General features: G+C 73.6%; 20 protein-coding genes and 1 rRNA gene. 8 read left to right on the top strand and 13 right to left on the bottom strand.

Annotation, left to right across the window (positions count from 1 at the left end):
- Window positions 1–27: 27 nt before the first annotated feature.
- Window positions 28–1,284: an MFS transporter gene (locus tag CG736_RS29910; protein WP_100589267.1), complete on the bottom strand. Its 1,257-nt coding sequence runs from the start codon at window positions 1,282–1,284 to the stop codon at window positions 28–30.
- Between the two features lie 83 nt (window positions 1,285–1,367).
- Here CG736_RS29910 and CG736_RS29905 point away from each other — a divergent pair, with 83 nt between their 5' ends.
- Complete coding sequence (locus CG736_RS29905) at window positions 1,368–2,354, top strand: helix-turn-helix transcriptional regulator (protein WP_198520654.1); 987 nt, start codon at window positions 1,368–1,370, stop codon at window positions 2,352–2,354.
- Between the two features lie 7 nt (window positions 2,355–2,361).
- Here CG736_RS29905 and CG736_RS29900 read toward each other — a convergent pair whose 3' ends face one another.
- Window positions 2,362–3,000, bottom strand: coding sequence for a hypothetical protein (locus tag CG736_RS29900; RefSeq protein ID WP_157815798.1), 639 nt, complete (start codon window positions 2,998–3,000; stop codon window positions 2,362–2,364).
- A gap of 171 nt (window positions 3,001–3,171) precedes the next feature.
- Here CG736_RS29900 and CG736_RS29895 point away from each other — a divergent pair, with 171 nt between their 5' ends.
- Window positions 3,172–5,454 (top strand): glycosyl hydrolase family 18 protein, encoded by a 2,283-nt coding sequence (locus tag CG736_RS29895; protein ID WP_100589265.1) that lies wholly within the window; start codon window positions 3,172–3,174, stop codon window positions 5,452–5,454.
- A gap of 119 nt (window positions 5,455–5,573) precedes the next feature.
- Here the strand turns inward: CG736_RS29895 and CG736_RS29890 are convergent, their stop codons facing one another.
- Window positions 5,574–6,905: a geranylgeranyl reductase family protein gene (locus CG736_RS29890; RefSeq protein ID WP_369880718.1), complete on the bottom strand. Its 1,332-nt coding sequence runs from the start codon at window positions 6,903–6,905 to the stop codon at window positions 5,574–5,576.
- Window positions 6,906–7,071: 166 nt separating this feature from the next.
- On the opposite strand from CG736_RS29890, the gene CG736_RS29885 reads away from it, so the two are divergent.
- Window positions 7,072–7,617: a carboxymuconolactone decarboxylase family protein gene (locus CG736_RS29885; protein ID WP_043909060.1), complete on the top strand. Its 546-nt coding sequence runs from the start codon at window positions 7,072–7,074 to the stop codon at window positions 7,615–7,617.
- A 262-nt stretch (window positions 7,618–7,879) separates the two neighbouring features.
- Here the strand turns inward: CG736_RS29885 and CG736_RS29880 are convergent, their stop codons facing one another.
- Window positions 7,880–8,923 carry an NUDIX hydrolase gene (locus CG736_RS29880; protein ID WP_100589264.1) on the bottom strand — a complete coding sequence of 348 codons (1,044 nt, stop codon included), beginning with the start codon at window positions 8,921–8,923 and terminating at the stop codon, window positions 7,880–7,882.
- Between the two features lie 134 nt (window positions 8,924–9,057).
- Complete coding sequence (locus tag CG736_RS29875; protein ID WP_100589263.1) at window positions 9,058–10,476, bottom strand: acyl-CoA synthetase; 1,419 nt, start codon at window positions 10,474–10,476, stop codon at window positions 9,058–9,060.
- A gap of 250 nt (window positions 10,477–10,726) precedes the next feature.
- Here CG736_RS29875 and CG736_RS29870 point away from each other — a divergent pair, with 250 nt between their 5' ends.
- Window positions 10,727–12,100, top strand: coding sequence for a S8 family serine peptidase (locus CG736_RS29870; RefSeq protein WP_369880756.1), 1,374 nt, complete (start codon window positions 10,727–10,729; stop codon window positions 12,098–12,100).
- 70 nt (window positions 12,101–12,170) lie between these two features.
- Here the strand turns inward: CG736_RS29870 and CG736_RS29865 are convergent, their stop codons facing one another.
- From CG736_RS29865 to CG736_RS29855, 3 genes are all read right to left on the bottom strand, one after another.
- Window positions 12,171–13,133, bottom strand: coding sequence for an electron transfer flavoprotein subunit alpha/FixB family protein (locus CG736_RS29865; RefSeq protein ID WP_100589261.1), 963 nt, complete (start codon window positions 13,131–13,133; stop codon window positions 12,171–12,173).
- Between the two features lie 41 nt (window positions 13,134–13,174).
- On the bottom strand, window positions 13,175–13,960 hold the full coding sequence (locus CG736_RS29860) for an electron transfer flavoprotein subunit beta/FixA family protein (RefSeq protein ID WP_100589260.1): 786 nt from the start codon (window positions 13,958–13,960) through the stop codon (window positions 13,175–13,177).
- Window positions 13,961–14,245: 285 nt separating this feature from the next.
- Window positions 14,246–14,572: a thioredoxin family protein gene (locus CG736_RS29855; RefSeq protein ID WP_198520653.1), complete on the bottom strand. Its 327-nt coding sequence runs from the start codon at window positions 14,570–14,572 to the stop codon at window positions 14,246–14,248.
- Window positions 14,573–15,036: 464 nt separating this feature from the next.
- Here CG736_RS29855 and CG736_RS29850 point away from each other — a divergent pair, with 464 nt between their 5' ends.
- Window positions 15,037–15,804 carry a 1-acyl-sn-glycerol-3-phosphate acyltransferase gene (locus tag CG736_RS29850; protein ID WP_100589258.1) on the top strand — a complete coding sequence of 256 codons (768 nt, stop codon included), beginning with the start codon at window positions 15,037–15,039 and terminating at the stop codon, window positions 15,802–15,804.
- A gap of 533 nt (window positions 15,805–16,337) precedes the next feature.
- Here CG736_RS29850 and CG736_RS29845 read toward each other — a convergent pair.
- A complete protein-coding gene (locus CG736_RS29845) occupies window positions 16,338–16,838 on the bottom strand; it encodes a MarR family winged helix-turn-helix transcriptional regulator (protein ID WP_100589257.1) in 501 nt (166 codons plus the stop codon).
- Between the two features lie 60 nt (window positions 16,839–16,898).
- Here CG736_RS29845 and CG736_RS29840 point away from each other — a divergent pair, with 60 nt between their 5' ends.
- Window positions 16,899–17,453: a carboxymuconolactone decarboxylase family protein gene (locus CG736_RS29840; RefSeq protein WP_100589256.1), complete on the top strand. Its 555-nt coding sequence runs from the start codon at window positions 16,899–16,901 to the stop codon at window positions 17,451–17,453.
- Between the two features lie 29 nt (window positions 17,454–17,482).
- Window positions 17,483–17,848, top strand: a complete 366-nt coding sequence (locus CG736_RS29835) for a hypothetical protein (protein ID WP_100589255.1) — start codon at window positions 17,483–17,485, stop codon at window positions 17,846–17,848.
- Between the two features lie 65 nt (window positions 17,849–17,913).
- Here the strand turns inward: CG736_RS29835 and CG736_RS36650 are convergent, their stop codons facing one another.
- Complete coding sequence (locus CG736_RS36650; RefSeq protein ID WP_157815797.1) at window positions 17,914–18,174, bottom strand: hypothetical protein; 261 nt, start codon at window positions 18,172–18,174, stop codon at window positions 17,914–17,916.
- A 34-nt stretch (window positions 18,175–18,208) separates the two neighbouring features.
- Here CG736_RS36650 and CG736_RS36645 point away from each other — a divergent pair, with 34 nt between their 5' ends.
- On the top strand, window positions 18,209–18,499 hold the full coding sequence (locus CG736_RS36645; RefSeq protein ID WP_157815796.1) for a hypothetical protein: 291 nt from the start codon (window positions 18,209–18,211) through the stop codon (window positions 18,497–18,499).
- Between the two features lie 79 nt (window positions 18,500–18,578).
- On the opposite strand, the gene CG736_RS29825 is transcribed toward CG736_RS36645, so the two are convergent.
- From CG736_RS29825 to rrf, 3 genes are all read right to left on the bottom strand, one after another.
- Window positions 18,579–18,968 (bottom strand): VOC family protein, encoded by a 390-nt coding sequence (locus CG736_RS29825; protein ID WP_100589253.1) that lies wholly within the window; start codon window positions 18,966–18,968, stop codon window positions 18,579–18,581.
- Between the two features lie 87 nt (window positions 18,969–19,055).
- Window positions 19,056–19,934 carry a TIGR03619 family F420-dependent LLM class oxidoreductase gene (locus CG736_RS29820; RefSeq protein ID WP_100589252.1) on the bottom strand — a complete coding sequence of 293 codons (879 nt, stop codon included), beginning with the start codon at window positions 19,932–19,934 and terminating at the stop codon, window positions 19,056–19,058.
- A 155-nt stretch (window positions 19,935–20,089) separates the two neighbouring features.
- Window positions 20,090–20,206, bottom strand: a 5S ribosomal RNA gene (gene rrf / locus CG736_RS29815).
- Window positions 20,207–20,247 lie beyond the last annotated feature (41 nt).

Here is a 20,247-nt window from a genome sequence, read left to right as displayed (position 1 = left end):
CACCCGCGCCCGCCGCGCGCTGCCGGGTCAGCGGCGCACCAGCATCGTCATGCCGACGCCCGCGGCGGCGAACATCGCCGCCAGCAGCAGCCAGCCGGCCGTGCCGTTGGCGATCACCACCGAGGTGATCAGCACCGGGCCGAACATCATCGCGCCCGACATGCCGGTGTTGAAGACGCCCTGGTAGGCGCCCTGCGCGTGCTCCTTCGCCAGGTCGTAGCCCAGCGCCCACGCGCCGGCCTGGCTGTACACCTCGCCGAGCGCCTGGAGTCCGACGCCGACGGCGATCACCAGCGCCGCGACCCAGCCGGGCAGGCCCGCGGCCAGCGCCAGCACCGCGCAGGAGCCGGCCACCAGCAGCGCGCCGCGCCGGAAGACCCGGGCGGCCGCGCCGATCTCCTCGGTGCCCCGGGTGGCCCGCACCTGGAGGGCGATCACCAGCCCGGTGTTCACCAGCAGCGCGCCGGCCGCCATCCAGCGCGGCGCGTCGGTCTCCCGCACCACCCACAGCGGCACGCCGACCTCGATCATCACGAACTGCAGGGTGATCACCGCGTTCAGGCCCGTCGCCGCCAGGTAGCGCCCGTCCCGCAGCACCGCGCGCATCCCGCCCCCGGCCTTCGCCTCCGCGGCGTGCTCGGCGGTCCGCGGCGGAACGTGCACCATCAGCAGGTACATCACCGCGATCACGCCGTACGTCGCACCGTCGAACAGCAGCGCCGCCAAGTACGCGCCCCGGCTGTCGAGTTGGAGCACCGCCGCGGCGGCGACGGTGCCCAGCCCGATGCCGATGTTGGTGACCGAGCGCAGGTACGCCCGGCCCGCCACCCGGCCGTCCTGGGGCAGCACCTCGGCGAACAGCGCGCCGCGCACCGCCATGCCGCCCCGGTCGGTGACGGCCACCAGGCAGGCCAGCACCGCGAACACCGCCAGGTCGTGCACCAGCACGTACCCGACCGAGCACACCCCCTGGGCCACCAGCAGCACCACCAGCACCGGCTTGGGCCCGAACCGGTCGGACAGCCAGCCCGCCGGCATGCCCGCCGCCAGCCCGAACGCCCCGGCGACGGTCAGCACCACGCCGACCTGCGCGACCCCGAAACCCAGGATGCGGGTGAAGAACAGCACCGACAGGGTCATCGACAGGCCGTTGCCCGCCGTGTTGATCAGGGTGATCACGGACAGCCGGCGCAGCGCCGGGTCCTGGGGCAGCAGCCGGGCGAACCGGCTCCGGGCACGGCTGGGCAACGCGGCCTCGTCGGCCGCGAGTTCAGTGGCGGTCATGATCCGATCAGACCGGGTACGGAGCGCCCGTGGTATTGATTTAGCCCGGACCTGAATCCTCGGGCCCGGACAGGGGGAACACCGTGGTGCTGCGCTTCCGGCTGGGCCTGGCCGATCTGGCCGCCACCTACTTCGCCTGCTCGCCGCTGCAGGAGACGGTGCTCAGCCTGCGGATGTGGACGCACCCGGGCCAGTACCCGCACGGGGCGGCGTTCGAGGCGATGCGCCCGGCCTTCGAGGCGCTGCCGGGCGCACCGCTGCTGCGCGCCCTGGTGGCGAGCAACAAGTACGTGCCGGACTTCATGACACCCCGCCCCAGCGTCCCGTTCCCGGACTTCGCGGCCGAGCTGGCGGCCGTCCGCGCCTTCGAACCGGCCCGGCTGCGACGCGAGTTGGACATCACCTTCCGGCCGCACGACCGCGAGGTGCCGCCGCTGCTGGCCGCCTTCGACGACCGTCCGGCGGAGCTGATCGGGCGGATCGCCGACGCCCTGGAGGAGTACTGGACGCGGGTGCTGGAGCCCGCCTGGTGGCCGCGCGCCCGCTCGGTGCTGCACGCCGACATCGTGCACCGCGCCCGGGTGCTGGCCGAGCGCGGCGCGGCCGGCCTGTTCGCCGACCTCGACCACCGGCTGCGCTGGACGGACGGGCTGCTGACCATCGAGCGGAACTGGGGCTGCGGCGACCTGGACATCGTGGTGGACCGGCGCGGCCTGGCCCTGCTGCCGACCTGCTTCGCGCGCGGCGCGATCACCGCGATCGGCCCCGACCTCACCCCGTCGATCAGCTACGTGGCGCGCGGCCAGGGCAACCTGACCGGCCCGGCCGACCCGCCGCCCGCGCCGCAGGCCCTGGAGCAGCTGATCGGCGCCCCCAAGGCCCGCGTCCTGGCGCTGCTCCAGGAGCCCACCGCCACCACCGAGTTGGCCCGCCGCCTGGGCGTCACCCCGGGCGCGGTCAGCCAGCACCTCGCCGTCCTGCACGCCACCCGGCTGGTCACCCGGGCCCGGCACGGCCGCCTGGTGCTGTACGCGCGCAGCCCGCTCGCCGAGCAGCTGATCGGCCCTTGACGGGGCGTCAGCAGAACGCGATCGCCGCGCCGGTCCGCACCGACAGCTCGGCCGCCCGCATCAGCTGGAGGCAGATGAACGACTCGGCGCCGTAGCGCTGCCAGCCCTCGGGGTCCGCGACCTCGCCGTCGAGCACGGCGGTCACCTCGTCCGCGTACGGGTCGAGGTCCGCGGGCAGGCCGAGCGCCTCGGCCACGGTCCTCAGCTCGGCCAGCAGCCGCACCGAGGACCCGAGCATCCCGCCGGACAGCTCCTCGTCGATCAGCACCGGCCCGAAGTCCACGGGGACGTAGTAGCCCTCGCAGTCCGAGTGGTGGATCAGGTGGTCGAACGGGCCGGCCGGGTCGTCCGGTATGTCGTAGTAGGCCTCCCGCAACTCCGGGTCCTCGGAGGCCCGGTCGCCCTCGGCCAGCGGCTCGGGCAGCCGCCCGTTCGCGGCCAGGTGCGCGGCGACGCGGCGCAGCGTGTGCAGCCCCGAGTACCCCCACACCCGGTCGCTGAACCGGGGTCCGTCGACCGGCTCCTGCCAGCCGGGCAGGCCCTCGCGCTCCAGTACCGCGCCGATCGTCGCGCACTCCTCGCGGAACCAGTCCGCCACGTCCTCCTCGGCGCCGATCAGCGCGCCCACCATCACGTCGAGTCCCATGCCGGAGATCCTGCCAGCCACCGCCGACACCTGGTGGATCATGTCCCCGCCGGCCCGTCAACCTCCGTCCGGTATAGACCTGTTGACGAGTTGGTCCAGTCCACTTACCCTCCTGTTGCTGGCTCCCCGGCACCCCTGTACGGAATCCCCCACACCAGACAGGGAGTACCGATGCACGTCCGCTCCAGGAAGCGCCTCCGGGCCAGACTGCTGGCCCTGCTGGCCACGCTCGCCCTGCCGATCGCCCTGCTCGCCGCCACCCCCGCGCACGCCGCGGCCAAGCTCACCGCCACCTTCACCAGCGACAACTACGGTTCCTGGTGGAAGGGCACGTTCGTCGTCAAGAACCCCAATGCCACCGCCGTCACCGGGTGGACGCTGGAGTTCGACCTGCCGTCCGGCGTCACCATGACCGGCACCTACAACGGCACGGCCACCACCACCGGCAGCCACGTGGTCGCCACCAACGCGTACTACAACGCGACCGTGCAGCCGAACGGCTCCACCGAGCCGTACAGCTTCTGGTTCATCGGCAACGGCCCGATCACCGCGCCGCTCAACTGCCGCGTCAACGGCGACAAGTGCGACGGCACCCCGGACGTCCCGCCGACCGCGCCCGGCGCCCCGACGCTGGTCGACGCCACCGCGCACAGCCTCTCGCTGAGCTGGACCGCCGCGAGCAAGGGCGACTTCCCGGTCGCCTCGTACGACATCCTCAACGGCTCGACGGTCCTCGGCTCCGCGACCGGCCTGTCCACCACCCTCACCGGCCTCACCCCGGCGACCACCTACACCCTGAACGTCCGCGCCAAGGACACCCGCGGCAACACCGGCCCGCTCAGCACCCCGGTGTTCTTCTCCACCGTCGACCCGGCCACCGACACCGTGCCGCCGACCGCCCCGGGCAACCTGCGCTCCACCGGCGTCACCTCCACGAGCGTCGCCCTCGCCTGGGACGCCGCCACCGACAACAAGCGGGTCGCCGCGTACGACGTCTACCAGGGCGACGCCCTCGTGCAGACCGTCGGCACCACCACGGCCACCGTCGGGCAGCTCTCCCCCGCCACCCCGTACACCTTCACGGTCAAGGCCCGGGACGCCGCCGACAACAACTCCCCCGCCTCCAACGCCCTCGCCGTCACCACCGGCGACCTCGCCGGACCCGGGAAGTACACCCGGGTCGGCTACTTCGTCCAGTGGGGCATCTACGGCCGCCAGTACTTCGTCAAGAACCTCGACACCTCCGGCAGCGCCGCCAAGCTCGACGTCGTCAACTACGCCTTCGAGAACATCGACCCGGTCAACCTGACCTGCCTGGCCGGCGTCACCAAGGGCACCACCTCCGACCCCGAGGACCCCGACCAGGGCACCGGCGCCGGTGACGCCGACGCCGACTACGCCCGGCCGATGAGCGCCGCCCAGTCCGTGGACGGCGTCGCCGACGACGGCTGGTCGCCGCTGCGCGGCAACCTCAACCAGCTGAAGAAGCTCAAGGCGAAGTACCCGAACCTGAAGGTCGTGGTCTCGCTCGGCGGCTGGACGTACTCCAAGTTCTTCTCCGACGCGGCCGCCACCGACGCCTCCCGCAAGAAGCTCGTCTCCTCCTGCATCGACATCTGGATCAAGGGCAACCTGCCCGCCTACAACGGCGCGGGCGGCCCCGGCACCGGCGCGGGCATCTTCGACGGCATCGACCTCGACTGGGAGTGGCCCGGCTCTGCGGACGGCCACCCCGGCAACCACTGGAACACCGCCGACAAGGCCAACCTGACCCTGCTGCTCGCCGAGTTCCGCCGGCAGCTCGACGCCCTCGGCGGCCCGCACAAGCTGCTCACCGCCTTCACCCCCGCCGACCCCGCCAAGATCGCCCAGGGCTGGGACCTCTCACAGATCTTCCGGTACCTCGACATCGCCAACGTCCAGGGCTACGACTTCCACGGCTCCGGCTCCGACAACTCCTGGGAGCCCAACCGCACCGGCCAGCAGGCCAACCTGCACACCGACCCGACCGACCCCTACCCGTTCCACTTCTCGGTCGAGAACGCCGTCAACACCTACCTCGACGCCGGCGTCAACCCGCGCAAACTCACCATCGGCTTCCCGTTCTACGGCCGCGGCTGGCAGAACGTCACCGACGGCGGAGCCCACGGCGCCTGGCAGGCCGCCAACGGCGCCGCACCCGGCCAGTTCGCCGAGGAGGCCGGCACCCGCGGCTACAACAACCTGATCACCTCGGTGCCCAACCTCACCGTCTACCACGACCCGGTGTCCGTCTCCACCTACGGCTACACCGGCAACGGCGGCCAGTGGTGGACCTTCGACGACCCCTGGTCCATCGCCCAGAGGACCGCCTGGCTCAAGTCCAAGAACCTGCTGGGCGCCATGGTCTGGGAGATGTCCGGCGACACCCCCTCCGGCACCCTGATGAACAGCCTGGACACCGGCCTGAAGTAACCCCCTGTCAGGGGCGCGGGGAAGCCCCCCGAACCCCAACCCCCGCGCCCCGCCGCACCAACGGATCCGCCCGGGGAGGGAACTCCCCTCCCCGGGCGGATCCACGGCTCCGGCCGAGCCTAGCGACCGGCGATCGACGCCAGCTTCCGCGCCGCCCGGTGGTCCCGCATGAGCTGCGCGAACGTCGTGTGCCCCTGGGTGGTCCGGGCGAACGCCCGCCACGCCGGGGTGATCAGCGAGACGGCCGCGTGGAACATGTGCGGGCGCTTCTCGAACGAGGCCAGCATGATCTTGCCGGCCCGCATCTCCACGCCCAGGCCCGCCTTGATCGCGAACGAGTAGTTCAGCGCCTGGCGCCGCACGTCCGCCGCCCCGTTCGCCTCGGCGACCTGCACCGCCCACTCGCCGGCCAGCCGACCCGAGCGCAGCGCGTACGAGATGCCCTCGCGGGTCCACGGCTCCAGCAGACCGGCCGCGTCGCCCGCCACCAGCACCCGGCCGCGGGACAGCGGCGAGTCCTCGGCCCGGCAGCGCGTCAGGTGCCCGGACTCCACCAGCGGCGTGAACCCGGACAGGCCGAGCCGCCGGATGTAGTCGGCCAGGTACCGCTTGGTCTGCTCGCCCTGCCCGCGCGCCGAGATCACGCCGACGGTCAGCGTCCCGGAGTCGGTCTTCGGGAACACCCACCCGTACGAACCGGGCAGCGGACCCCAGTCCAGGTGGATGCGTCCGGCCCACTCGCGGGAGACCGACTCGGGGACGGGGATCTCCGCCTCCAGGCCGAGGTCGATCTGGTCGAAGCTGACGCCGACGTGACGGCCGATCCGGCTCGCGGAGCCGTCCGCGCCGATCACGGCCCGCGCCTCCACCCGCCCGCCGCCGGCCAGCGTCACGAAGACGGTCCGGCTGTCGCCGCCCTGCTGCTCGACGCCGGTCGCGGTGACGCCGGTGACCAGCACCGCGCCGGCCTGCTCGGCGGCCTGCACCAGCCGGAGGTCGAACTCGTCGCGGTTGACCACGCCGAACAGCATCCGCTTCGAGCGCCGGGTGCGCGTCCACTTGCCGTTCAGCGCGAACGTGACGGCCGAGATCCGGTCCTGCAGCGGGAGCTTGAAGTCGGCCGGCAGCGAGTCCCGGGACGGGCCGATGATGCCGCCGCCGCAGGTCTTGTACCGGGGGTGCTCGGCCTTGTCGAGCAGCAGCACCCGCCGCCCCCGCGTCGCGGCCGCGTACGCCGCCGACGAGCCGGCCGGCCCGGCGCCGACCACCACCACGTCCCACACCCCGTCGAGCAGCGCGGCCCGCTCGGCGTCCGCCTCCGCGTCTGTGCTCACGTGTTCCGCCGACGGCTCGTCCGACGCAACGTCCAACGCCTCGTCACCGGCGTCGTCGGCAAGGGCCGCGACCGGCTCGACGGGATCCAGGTCCTGGGTGCTACCGGTGTCAGTCACGGTCGCCCATCCTAATCTGCCCGCCCCGCTCTCCGGCCAGGACCCGCCCTTCCCGGACCGCGGCCGGACGGCGCGCGCCCAACCGGCCCGCCGCACACCCGCTGTGACGACACAACCGCAGGTCAAGGCCTTGCCAAGGGCCCTTCGAACCGGTTCAGTAAGGGCCATGCCGCACATCGCGCTCCCTGCCCCCCACCCCGGAATCCGGGGCCTGCTCGCCTTCAACCCCGCATCCGGCCTGCGCCTGAGCGAACTCGCCGAACAACTCCTGCGCGGCGAGTCCCCGTTGTCCGTCGGCGAACGCGAGCTGATCGCCGCCTACGTCTCCTCGCTCAACTGCACCCGCTACTGCGCGGCCGCGCACGGCGCCACCGCCGCGCACCGCCTGGAGGGCGACTTCGCCCTGGTCGACGCCGTCCAGGCCGACCTGGCGACCGCCCCCGTCTCCGACCTGATGCGGGCCCTGCTCCAGCTCGCCGGCAAGGTCGCCGAGAGCGGACTGTCCGTCACCGAGGAGGACATCGCCGCCGCGAGGGCCGTCGGCGCCGACGACACGATCATCCACGACACCGTGCTGATCGCGTCCGCGTTCTGCATGTACAACCGCTACGTCGACGGCCTCGCCGCCATCACCCCCGACGACCCCGACGTGTACCGCATGATCGGCGCCCACCTCTCCGACCACGGGTACCTCCCGCAGCCCGGCGAATAGGGCTGCGCCGGGCTGGAACCCGGACGCGCAACCGGGGGCGCTGGGGGTACCCCCAGGCAAAGCCGAGGGGGCGGAACTGCGCGCAGCGGAAGGCGCCCCGTCCGCAAGATCGCGACGCAGGACAATGACCTGCACGTGCTCGCGACCTTACGGCCGGGCGTGCGCTTGTCACGCAGTTCCCCCGCGCCCCTGTTCTCGCGCCCATCCGCTCGCGCAGCTCTCCCCGCGCCCCCGGTTGTGCTCTTCCTGTCCCCTCACCCGACTACCGGGCCTGCGCAGCGCCTGTCGCGGCCCGTCGCCCGCCCTCCAAGTACCTCAACTCCCCTTCCGCCCGCGCCTCCAGCGCAGCCACCAGCCGTCGCAGTCGCGCCGCCGGCAGCATCTCCGCGGCCTCCCGCAGCGTCGCGAAGTGCCAGTCCCGGAGCTCCCCGGTGGGCAGCCGCAGCCGCAGGACCTCGGAGGGCCCGAGTCGGCCGCCGTCGTAGACGAGTCGCAGGCCGCCGCGGGCGCGGCCCTTGCCCGGCTCCCAGTCGACGGCGAGCAGGCGCAGCTCCTCGGGGCGCAGCCGGAGGCCGAGTTCTTCGGCGGCTTCGCGGACGGCGGCCGCGGTCGGCGATTCGCCGCGTTCGACGACGCCGCCGGGGAACTCCCAGTGCGGCTTGTACGCGGGGTCGACCAGCAGGACCCGGTCCCGGTCGTCGAAGAGCAGGACGGCGGCTGCGACGGTGTCGCCGTTCCCGCCCTCGGTGCGCACGATCGGACAGCGGGCCGCACCGCTGCGCACCAGGTCGAGGATCCTCTCGGCGGTCTGGCGCGGCGTCAGCACACCGTTGTCGATCATGCGCGCGTCGCCGGCCAGCCAGCCGCGGGCGGCGAGGTAGGCGGGCAGCGCCTCCCGGTCGCGCTGCCGCAGCGCCGTGTCGAGGGCGCCCTCGCGGGTGGCGATCCTGGCGCGCAGGATCGTTTCGACGGGGTCCAGGACGACGTGGTGGACGGCGAGGCCGCGGCCGGCCAGCGAGCCGAAGATCTCGTCGCGGTGCTCCTGGCGCAGCAGCGTGATCGGGACCAGGACGGGCCCGGCGGTCTCGTCGGCGAGCGCGGCGGCCGTCTCGGTGACCAGTCGCCGCCACGCGGGCAGCTCTCGCAGGTCCGTCACCTCGGCCCGGCGGCCGGGCGGCAAGGTGGTGCGGAGCAGCGCCTCGACGGCGTCCGGCTCGAACAGCACGCTGCCGGGCAACAGCCCGGCCAGCTCTCGGCAGGCGCTCGTCTTGCCCGCCCCGAATGCCCCATTGACCCAGACGATCACAGCGTCCCTGCCCCTCTGTGCCGGCCCGGCCGGTCCGCCGGGCAGCCGCGGGGCCCGGGCCCCCACGCCACCCCCAGTGGTACCCACTCCCCGGGCTCCTGAAAGGACCGCTTTGCCCGCCCCGGACGGACCCCCTACCTCCCGGGCTCCAGCAGCTGCTTCTTCAGCACCTTGCCCATGGCGTTGCGCGGCAGGTCGTCGACCAGGACGACCCGGCGGGGGCGCTTGTGCACGGACAGCCGCTGCGCCACGAAGTCGACCAGCTGACGTTCGGTCAAATCTTCGCCCTGGGCGACCACGTAGGCGACCACCACCTGCCCGAGGTCGTGGTCGGGGGCGCCGACCACCGCCGCATCGAGAACGCCGGGGTGGTCGCGCAGTGCGGCCTCGACCTCGCCGGCGCCGATCCGGTAGCCGCCGCTCTTGATCAGGTCGACGGAGGCGCGGCCGACGATCCGGTGGAAGCCGTCGGGTTCGACGACGGCGACGTCGCCGGTGCGGAACCAGCCGTCGGCGGTGAAGGAGTCGGCGGTGGCGTCGGGCCGTCCGAGGTAGCCGTCGAACAGGGTGGGGCCCTGGAGCTGGAGGTCGCCGACGCTCTCGCCGTCGTGCGGCAGCTGCTGCCCGTCCTCGCCGATCAGCCGGGTCCGCACGCCGGGCAGCGGTACGCCGACCGCGCCGGGCCGCCGTTCGCCGTCGGCGCGGGTGGCGACGGTGATCAGCGTCTCGGTCATGCCGTACCGCTCGGCGGGGGCCTGCCCGGTGAGCCGGCGCAGCTGTTCGAAGACCGGGACGGGCAGCGGGGCGCTGCCGGACACCAGCAGTCGGGCGGCGGCCAACTCGCGGGCGGCGTCCGCGTCGGCGGCGATCCGGGACCACACGGTGGGCACGCCGAAGTACAGGCTGCCGCGGGCGGCGGCGTACCCGGCGGGGGTGGGGCGGCCGGTGTGCACCAGGCGGCTGCCGGTGCGCAGCGCGCCGAGCACGCCGAGCACCAGGCCGTGGACGTGGAACAGCGGCAGGCCGTGGACGAGGGTGTCGTCGGCGTTCCACTGCCAGGCGTCGGCGAGGCCGTCGAGGCCGGCGGCGACGGCGCGGTGCGGGATCAGCGCGCCCTTGGGGGCGCCGGTGGTGCCGGAGGTGTACAGCACGAACGCCGTCCGGTCGGGGTCCTCGGCGACGGGCCGCCACTGGCCGCTCGCCCGGTCGGTGAGCCGGACCGGAAGGACCGTCAGCCCTTCGGCGTCCTCGGGCGGACGGGTGCCCGCCAGCAGGGTGGCGCCGCTGTCGCGCAGGATGTGGGCGCGCTCCACCGGCCCGGAGTCGGGCGGCAGCGGCACCACGGGGACGCCGGCCAGCAGGCCGCCGACCACGGCCGCCACGGTCTCCGGCTCGGGCCGGGCCAGAACGGCCAGCGCCGGCGCCCCGGCGGCCCGTTCGGCGATCGCCCCGGCGGCGCGCAACAACTCCTCCCAGGACAGCGCAAGGCTGTTCACCACCACCGCGTCCGCGCGGTCCCCGTACACGCCGTCCAGTGCCGTCAGCAGTCCCATGCCGCCCGACTCTACGAGCCGGGGCGACCGGAGTACACCAGCGACCCGTCCGCCGGGCGGATCGTCACCGTCCGTGCTGAGCTGGGGCGTTACGGAATCGCTCCAGTTCCTTTACCGAATCCGGTGGCCGACCGGAACCATCCCCACCGCCCGTCTCGGACTATGGCCGGACCTCGCCGGCACCGGTGGGATAGGGATCGCCCCGGCCGGTCGTGCCGGGAACCGTCTCCTCCAGGAGTCCCCTTTGAGCATGCACCCCGCCACCGCGGGTCCCCGTCGCTCCACCGCGCTGCGGGCCGCCGCGCTGCTCGCCGTCGGGGCCACCGCCCTGACCGGCGCCACCGCGACCGCCCGGACGGCGGCCGACCTGCACCTGCCGGCCGCCTTCCACCTGCGTCCCGCCTCGGCCGGGCACATCGACGCGGTCGGCCGGGTCGCGCCGATATCGACCTCGGACTGCGTGTCGCAGATCGGCATCCACTGCTACTCGCCGCTGCAGTACCGCCAGGCCTACAACCTGAACCCGCTGTACCAGCAGGGCGTCACGGGCAAGGGCCGCACCATCGTGATCGTGGACTCGTTCGGCTCGCCGACCATCCAGCACGACCTGGAGGTGTTCGACAAGCAGTGGGGCATCCCGGACACCCAGGTCGAGGTGGTCAAGTGGGGCGACGTCCCGGTGTTCGACCCGACCAACCCGGACCACACCGGCTGGGCCGGTGAGACCACCCTGGACGTCGAGTACGCGCACGCCGTCGCCCCCGACGCGCACATCGTGCTGGTGGAGACCGGCGTCGCGGAGACCGAGGGCGTCACCGGCCTGCCGGAGATGATGGACGCCGAGAAGGCGCTCATGCAGCACCGCGACGTGGACGTGATCTCGCAGAGCTTCGGCGCCACCGAGAACACCTTCCCGGGCTTCGACAAGGGCGACTTCAAGTCGATCGAGAGCCTGCGGTACGCCTTCAGGTTCGCCGCCGCCAAGGACGTCACGGTGCTCGCCGCCTCCGGCGACAACGGCGCCACCGACGCGATGGAGAACGGCACCGACCTGTACCCGTACCGGGTGAACTCCTGGCCGTCCGCGGACCCGCTGGTCACCTCGGTCGGCGGCACCGAGCTGACCCTGGACAACAGCGGGAAGCGCACCGCCCCGGACAAGGTCTGGCACGACGACTACGGCGCGGCCGGCGGCGGCGTCTCCGGCGTCTTCGGGCGCCCCTGGTACCAGGCGGGCGTGGCGAACGTGACCGGCGACCACCGCGGCACCCCGGACATCTCGATGAGCGCGGCCGTGGACGGCGCCGCCTGGACGTACGAGTCCTACGACCCGACCCGGGTCGGCTGGCACCTGACCGGCGGCACCAGCGAGGCCACCCCGATCTTCTCGGGCATCGTGGCGCTCGCCGACCAGCTCGCCGGGCACCGCCTCGGCCAGCTCAACCCGCGGATGTACGCACTGGCGCAGCTGCCCCCGCAGTGGAGCGGCATCACCGACGTCACCGAGGGCGACAACTCCTGGGGCGCCGTGACCGGCTACAAGGCCGTCAAGGGCTACGACCTGGCGTCCGGCCTCGGCACCGTCGACGCCAACCGCTTCGTGCGCTCCCTCGCCGGCCGCTGACCGGACCCGAAAAACGGCGCGGCCCCCGGGACAACTCCCGGGGGCCGCGCCGCAGTTCAGCCTCGACAGGTCAGCCCTTGCGGGCCTTGACCTCGGTGGTGAGCTGGGGGAGGACGGTGAAGAGGTCGCCGACGACGCCGTAGTCGACGAGTTCGAAGATCGGGGCCTCGGGGTCCTTGTTGACCGCGACGATGGTCTTCGAGGTCTGCATGCCGGCGCGGTGCTGGATCGCGCCGGAGATGCCCGCCGCGACGTACAGCTGCGGGGAGACCTGCTTGCCGGTCTGGCCGACCTGGTTGCTGTGCGGGTACCAGCCGGCGTCGACGGCGGCGCGGGAGGCGCCGACGGCCGCGCCGAGGGCGTCCGCGAGGTCCTCGACGACGCCGAAGCCCTCCGCCGCGCCGACGCCGCGGCCGCCGGAGACGACGATGGCGGCCTCGGTGAGCTCGGGGCGGCCGGTGGAGACGCGCGGGGTGCGGGAGGTGACGGTGGCGGCGTTGCCGGTGAACTCCACGGTGACGCTCTCGACGGCGCCGGCGGCCGGCGCGGCCTCGGGGGCGGCGCTGTTCGGCTTGACGGTGACCACCGGCGTGCCGGTGGTGACGGTGGACTTCACCTGGAACGACGCGGCGAACACCGACTGGGTGGCGACGGGGCCGTCCGTGCCCTGCTCCAGGTCCACCGCGTCGGTGATCAGGCCCGAGCCCAGGCGCAGGGCGGTGCGGGCGGCGATCTCCTTGCCCTCGCCGCCGGAGGTGACCAGGACGGCGGCGGCGCCCGCGGTCCTGGCGATCTGGGCGAGGGCGTCGACCTTGGGGACGACGAGGCGGGTGGTGAACTCGTCGGCGTCGGCGGTGTAGACCTTGGCGGCGCCGTACTCGGCGGCCTTCGCGGCGATCGCCGCGGCGTGGTCGCCGGCGCCGAGGACGACGGCGGCGGGGGTGCCGAGGCGGCGGGCGAGGGTGAGCAGTTCGAGGGCGGGCTTGCGCACCGCGCCGTCGGCGTGGTCGACCAGGACCAGGATCTCGCTCATGTGTCTAAACTCCGTATCCTTCGAAGGTTCCCGGCGGCCCGTCAGATGAACTTCTGCTCGGCGAGGTACGCGGCGAGCCGCTTGCCGCCGTCGCCCTCGTCGGTCACGACGACGCCCTGGGTGCGGGCGGGGCGCGCGGTGATCTCCGCGACCTTCGTCCAGGCGCCGGTGAGGCCGACGGTGTCGGCGTCGATGCCCAGGTCGTCGAGGTCGAACGACTGCACGGGCTTCTTCTTCGCGGCCATGATGCCCTTGAAGGAGGGGTAGCGGGCCTCGCCGGACTGGTCGGTGACCGAGACGACGGCGGGCAGCGCCGCCTCGACGAGTTCGGTCGCGGCGTCGCCGTCGCGGCGGCCCTTGACGGTGCCGGCCTCGACGGTGACCTCGGACAGGAGGGTGGCCTGCGCGACGCCCAGGCGTTCGGCCAGCAGCGCGGGCAGGACGCCCATCGTGCCGTCGGTGGAGGCCATGCCGCACACGACGAGGTCGTAGCCGGTCTTCTCCAGCGCCGCCGCCAGGATCGCGGAGGTGCCCATCACGTCGGTGCCGTGGATGTCGTCGTCGTTGACGTGGACGGCCTTGTCGGCGCCCATCGACAGGGCCTTGCGCAGGGCGTCCTTCGCGTCGTCGGGGCCGACCGTCAGGACGGTCACCTCGGCGCCGTCGTTGGCCTCGGCGATGCGCAGCGCCTGCTCGACGCCGTACTCGTCCAGCTCCGACAGGAGGCCGTCCACGCCCTCCCGGTCGGTGGTGGCATCGTCCGCGAAGCGACGGTCACCGGTCGCGTCGGGCACGTACTTCACACAGACAACGATCCTCAAGCTCACGGCCTGCTCTCCTGTTACTGGTCCGATCCGGCGGCTGCGGCTGCGTCCGTGCGTGTCGAGCGGTCTCGGCACACGCGCGGGGCCCGCGGTCCGGGCGGCGCGCGCCGGTGCCCCGCCGGAACTCCCCGGCAGCATACTCATGAGTAGCTCAGCCGTCACTACTCGCCAGTAGCTTACGCTGCCGCAGGTCCGGGCGGGCACCTGCGCCACCGCCTTGGCCCATCCTGCCGCAGGGCGGGCCGACTGCCACCTGACCCGGCACCAGATCGCCTGTGAGATTGAACGCTAGACGGCCTCGCCGAGTGCCGCGATCACGTCCATCCGGCGCGGCTGACCTGCCGCCCGGCGCACCACCCGGCCCGCGGCGTCCAGCACCAGCACGGTCGGGGTGCGTCGGATCTCCAGCCGGCGCACCAGCTCCAGCTGCGACTCGGCGTCCACCTCCACGTGCGCCACCCCCTCGACCATTCCGGCCACCTCGGCGAGCGTGCGCCGGGTCGCCCGGCACGGCTGACAGAAGGAGGTGGAGAACTGCACCAGCGTCGCCCGCTCCCCCAGTTCGGCGCCGAGTTCCGCCCCGGTCAGCCGCACCGCCCCGCCCTCGCCGCGCATCCGCCGCCTCCCGCCTCGCCGTTCCACCGTCGGGACCGGCCGGTCCGATCACCGGTCCAGTGTGACAAACGCCGCCCCCCGGCTCGAACAGTCCGCCGGTGGGGCCGTCACGACCACTCTCCGTGCGACCCGACGTTCGGCGCCCCCGCCCCGTCCCGCGCCGCCCGGGGCGCCGGGCCGGAGCCGCACAGCCGCCCCGGTTCGCCCGGATTTGCCTGCGGGGCACGGATCGCCGCCCGCCGGTGACCGCGCCGAACGCCCGGCCCCGGCCCGGCATTCCGGCTCCGGCCGCACCCGCCGGTCCGGCCCGTGCGGTGCGCGGGCGTGACAGACCGTGCCCGTTCGGGGGATCATCGGGGGGAAACACCCGTGGCCGCCGCGGCGTGCCGCGACCCGTCGGCCCTGCCACCACGCCCCGGGATCCACCGCACCGGGCACCAGGCCCGTGGGAAGTAGGACTGACCGTGGCAGAGTTCGTGTACCCGCCGGTGATCCGCACCGCGCTCACCGCGTTCAAGGCGCTGGACCTGCGGATCTCCATCGTCGGCGCCGAGCATGTCCCCGCCACCGGCGGCGCCGTCCTGGTCAGCAACCACATCAGCTACCTGGACTTCATCTTCGCCGGCTTCGGCGCCTACCGGGTGGCCCGCCGCAAGACCCGCTTCATGGCCAAGGACGACGTGTTCCGGCACCGGATCTCCGGCCCGCTGATGCGCGGCATGAAGCACATCCCGGTCGACCGCGCCGACGGCCAGCCCGCGTACGAGGCCGCCGTCAAGGCGCTCCGCGAGGGCGAGGTGGTCGGCGTCTTCCCCGAGGCCACCATCAGCCGCTCGTTCATGCTGAAGAAGTTCAAGACCGGTGCCGCCCGGATGGCCGCCGACTCCGGCACCCCGCTGCTGCCCGTCATCCTCTGGGGCACCCAGCAGCTGTGGACCAAGGGCCGCCCGAAGACCCTGACCAAGCGCCACGTCCCCGTCACCATCATGATCGGCGAGCCGATCCACCTGACCGAGGCCGACAGGCCCGTCATGGTCACCCGCCGCCTGCGCGCCGCCATGTCGGAGATGCTCGACCGCGCCCAGCGCGACTACCCCGCCAAGCCGGCCGGCCCCGACGACTCCTGGTGGGTCCCCGCCCACCTCGGCGGCACCGCCCCCACCCTGGAGCAGGCCGAGGCCGAGGACGAGGCGGAAGCCGCCGCCAAGGCCGAACGCCGCGCCGCCCGCTGAGCCCGCCGCCCGTCGCCCTCGCCACCCGGCGGGGGCGACGGGCGCGCCGCCAGGGCCTGTCTTCACGCCGCTGGCTGCCCCACGACGCACCCCCGACCTTAGGCCGGGAGGTACCCCCGACCTTAGGCCGGGAGGTACCCCCGGGCCTGCCCTCCCGCCGCACCGGGCGAAAAGCCGAGTACACCCAGCACGAGGCCTTCCACCCGGCACACCGAGAGCACGCACCGGACGCCGCAGGGCTGCGACGGCGGCTTGAAGACCGGCCCTGGTCCATTCGCGCCGGGCCCTCGCACGGCACCGCCGCGCCGTCGCGCACCCCCGCGATCCGGGTGCCGTAGACCTGCGCCCGCCCCCGTTCACCAGCACGCGGTCCCGCAGGAACGCCGGCTCCCGCGACTTCCGCCACCGCCCGCTCCCTCCGCCGCAACGCCCGCCGCTGCACGTCCGGTTGTTGGGCCGTCGAGCGACGCCATGCCGGCCGCTCCGCCGGAACGCGTGAAGTGTCCCCGGGGCCGACAGCGCTTCGGCGCCGCTCAGCCGCCGAACCAGCCCGCCGCGTCCAGCCGGAAGCCGGACGGTCCGGTCAACTGCGCCAGGCCGTCCTCGAGTTCGCGCAGCCGCTGCTCCCCCAGGGCCGCCGCCCAGCGTCCGCGGATCTGCTCGAACACCACCGCCGACCGGGCCAGCACGTCCAGCCCGTGCGGGGTCAGCCGCACCACCTTGCGCCGCGCGTCGCCCGGGTCGTCCGCCCGCTCCGCATAGCCGAGCGCCTCCAGCCGGTCCACGGTCTTCCCCGCGGCCTGCTTGGACACCCCCAGCCGCCGGCCGAGCTCGCTCGCCGTCGCTCCGTCCGGCCCGATCGCCTGCAGCGCGAAGCCGTGCGCGGGCCGCGCCTCGGGGTGGCCCTGCCGGGCGAGTTCGGCGTGCAACTCGTCGATGATCGTGCGGAATCCGGCGAACAGCAGCAGTGGGAGCTCGAAGCCGTTGCGCGGATCGACAACCTGGTTTACGTTTTGGTCAACCACGTTGTCCATTCTAGGACGCACAGCCGCGGCACGCCCCGGCACACCTCTCACCACCCGAAAGAGACCGCCATGTCCGGCATCGCCGCCCAGCACTTCCCCGACCTCACCCCCGAGACCGCCCCCGCCGCGTCCCGCCGCTCCCTGGAGGGCGTCGCCCACCACCTCGGCTACCTCCCGAGCGCCGCCGCCCGACTCGCCCAGTCGCCCCAACTCCTCGACGGCTTCCTCAAATTGACGGCGCTCTTCGACGCCACCGAACTCGACCCGGTGGTCCGCGAGACCGTCGTCCTGACCATCGCCACCCGCAACGGCTGCCACGTCTGCGTCGCCATGCACACCGCTCAGCTCACCCGGCTCGCCGCCGACCCCGACCTGATCGCCGCCCTCCGCGCCCAACAGCCCCTCCCGGACGCCCGGTTGGAGGCCGTCCGCCGCTTCGTCCACTCCGTCCTCGACCACACCGGCGCCGTCCCCGAGCCCGACCTCGCCGCTTTCCTCGCGCACGGCTTCACGCCCCGCAACGCCCTGGAGATCGTCCTCGGCATCGGCGCCTACACCCTCTCCACCTTCGCCAACCGCCTCACCGACGCTCCCGTCGACCCCCAACTCGCGCCCTACGCCTGACCCTCCGCTCCAGCCGGTACGCTCCCCCGGTGACCGACCGCGGCCTCACCCTCCCCGAGCTCCGGCACCAACTGGTGACCGCGGTCCTCACCCTGGCCGCCCCCGGCCTCCAGGACGCCCACTTCGACCCGGCCCCGCACCTCGCCACCCTCCTCACCGACGCGTGCGACGCCACCGCCCCCGTCCCCTGGCTCGGCCACACCCTGCGCACCCCCGAGGAAGCCGCCCTCACCGCCGACCTCGGCACCGCCCTCCGCCTCCACCTGGCCGCCCTCCCGCCCGACCCCACCCCCACCGACCACCTCCGGGCCGCCACCTGGCACCCCGTCACCACGACCGCCGCCCACCTGGCCCACCTCCTCGTCCGCAACGACCACCACGCGGACACTCCCTGACGGCACGCCACCGTCCGCGGCCGGTGGCTCACGGGCGCGGCCTCAGCGCTGCCTGACCCCGCCGCTCAGAACTCCAGCGCCGCTCCGACCGCCCCCGCACCCGCCCGCTCCGCCGCCCGCAGCACCCGCAGCGGCCCCGCGAACAGCTCCGCGACCGTCCCCGCCCCGTCCTCATCGCCCATCGACGACAGCCACGCGCCCGCCCGTTCCGTCCCCGGCCGGCCCAACAGCGCCTCCACCACCGGCCGGTACTCCCGCACCCCCGCCGCGTTCCCGCCCCACCCCTGCAACCGCTCCACCGCCTCCGGCCCCAGTGCGAACGCCAACGCATCGAACGGGTACGCCCGCGAAGGGCCAATCGTGCAACGCTCCGCCTCTGCGCACTCCTCCAACCGCCCGAGCAGCTCCCACCGCACCTGCTCCGCCCGGTCGCCGTCGCCCCGCCAGCCCTCGAACATCGCCGCCAGCACGACCGCGTCCGCTCAGCGCCAAGCACCGCCGCCGGGCAGCCGCCGCAGCCACTCCGTCCGCGCCGCGAGCCGATCCCGCCACCACGCCGACTCCCCGACCGCCCTCGCCGGCCGCCGCGCCCAGTCGGCGACGCCCGCCGCCACCTCGTCCGGCACCGCCCCGAGCACCCAGTACCCGTGAAACCCCACGCCCGCCCCTCGCCTCCCGAGCTGCCAAGGGGCCCCGACCGTCACCGGCCGGGGCCCCTTCACCCTCCCACTCAGCGACCCGGGCCCTCGCCCTCGCCCGGCAGCGTCTCGGGCAGCACGAAGTGCGGGTTCTCGATCAGCCCCAGCACCGACCCGGCCGGCTCGACCACCGCCGCCACCCGGATCCCGCCGCCGACCTCCTCCACCGCCTGCCGCACCGTCGCCCCGGCCGCCACCACCTGCTTCAACGCCACCTCCACGTCCCGGACGCCCCAGTACGTCACCGGCCCCACCGCCGGGTCACCGCTCGGATCCAGCGACAGCTCGTAGCCACCGACGTTGAAGCCGACGTAGAACGGCTCGTCGAAGTACGGCTCGATGCCCAACACCGAGGTCCACCAGGCCTTCGCCGCAGCGAGATCCGGCGCGGGGTAGATCACCGTTCGCAGGCCAAGAAACATGTCAACTCCCGTTCACAGCAATCTGGTTCTTCCGAACGCGAGCCTACGGCCCAGGTCCGACAGCACCGCCCCGGCACGCCAGGACACTCACCCGAGCTGCGGCAGCACCTCCGCCGCCACCCACTCCATCGCCCGCTCCACCTGCTCCCCCGCGACCGGGAACCACAGCGTGCAGTCCGTCAGCCCCGCCTCCGCGAGCTCCCCCAACTCCTGCACCGCACTCCCCGCCGAAACCCTCTCCCCACCCAACGGCCGCCCCGGTGCCTCCACCACTGCCTCGACACCCGGCGGGGTCAGGAACACCGCCGCAGCCACCGCGAACCGCTCCGCGTCCTCCGCCAACTCCCCCAGCCGACGTCGAACGCCCACCACCTCCGCCGCATCCACGCCCGTCCCGTACCAGCCGTCCCCGTGTCGCACCACCCGCCGCAACGCCGCCGCGCTGTGCCCGCCCACCCACACCGGCGGCCCACCCGCCGACACCGGCGCCACCCCCAACCGCACCCCCTGCAACTGCGTGAACCGCCCCTCGAACTCCGCCGGCCGCGAGGACCACAACGCCCGAGCCGCCTCCAGGTGGTCGTCCGTCCGTGCGCCCCGCTCCCCCGCCGGCACCCCCACAGCGGCGAACTCCGCCGGATTCCACCCCGTCCCGACCCCCAGAATCAGCCGGCCGCCCGACACCACATCCAGCGTCGCCACCTGATTCGCCATCACCACCGCCCGGTAGTACGGCACCACCAGCACCGACGTCAGCAACCGCACTCGCGACGTGGCCCCCGCCACCGCCGCCAACAGCACCAACGGATCGGCATCCAGCCCGAACCCGCTCTCCAACACCCGGTTCCCGACCGCCACATGATCGAACCCGAGCCGCTCCGCGACCCCCGCCGCCCGAACCGCTCCACGACCGTCCCCCGCCGGCCACCGCGGCTGAAGCGACACCCCAAGACGCAACCCGGACATGGCAGCACACCCCTCCGTAGACCACCCGACCCCAGGCCCAACCGCTCGGCCCGGCCCGTTTCATCCCCGCAGGTCGGAGCTCCACGTCTCCGGATTCTCCCGGGAACGCGAAAAAGCCCCCCGCCGTAAAGGCGGGGGGCTTCTTCTGAAGAATTGTTCGGCGGCGTCCTACTCTCCCACAGGGTCCCCCCTGCAGTACCATCGGCGCTGTGAGGCTTAGCTTCCGGGTTCGGAATGTAACCGGGCGTTTCCCTCACGCTATGACCACCGAAACACTATGAAACTGTCGAACCGGAACCAGTTGGTGAACGGG

The organism is Kitasatospora sp. CB02891 (assembly GCF_002803145.1).
GTDB lineage: Bacteria > Actinomycetota > Actinomycetes > Streptomycetales > Streptomycetaceae > Kitasatospora > Kitasatospora griseola.
Note: the sequence above shows the minus strand (reverse complement) of the source record. Positions and strands in the feature narration are given on the sequence as shown.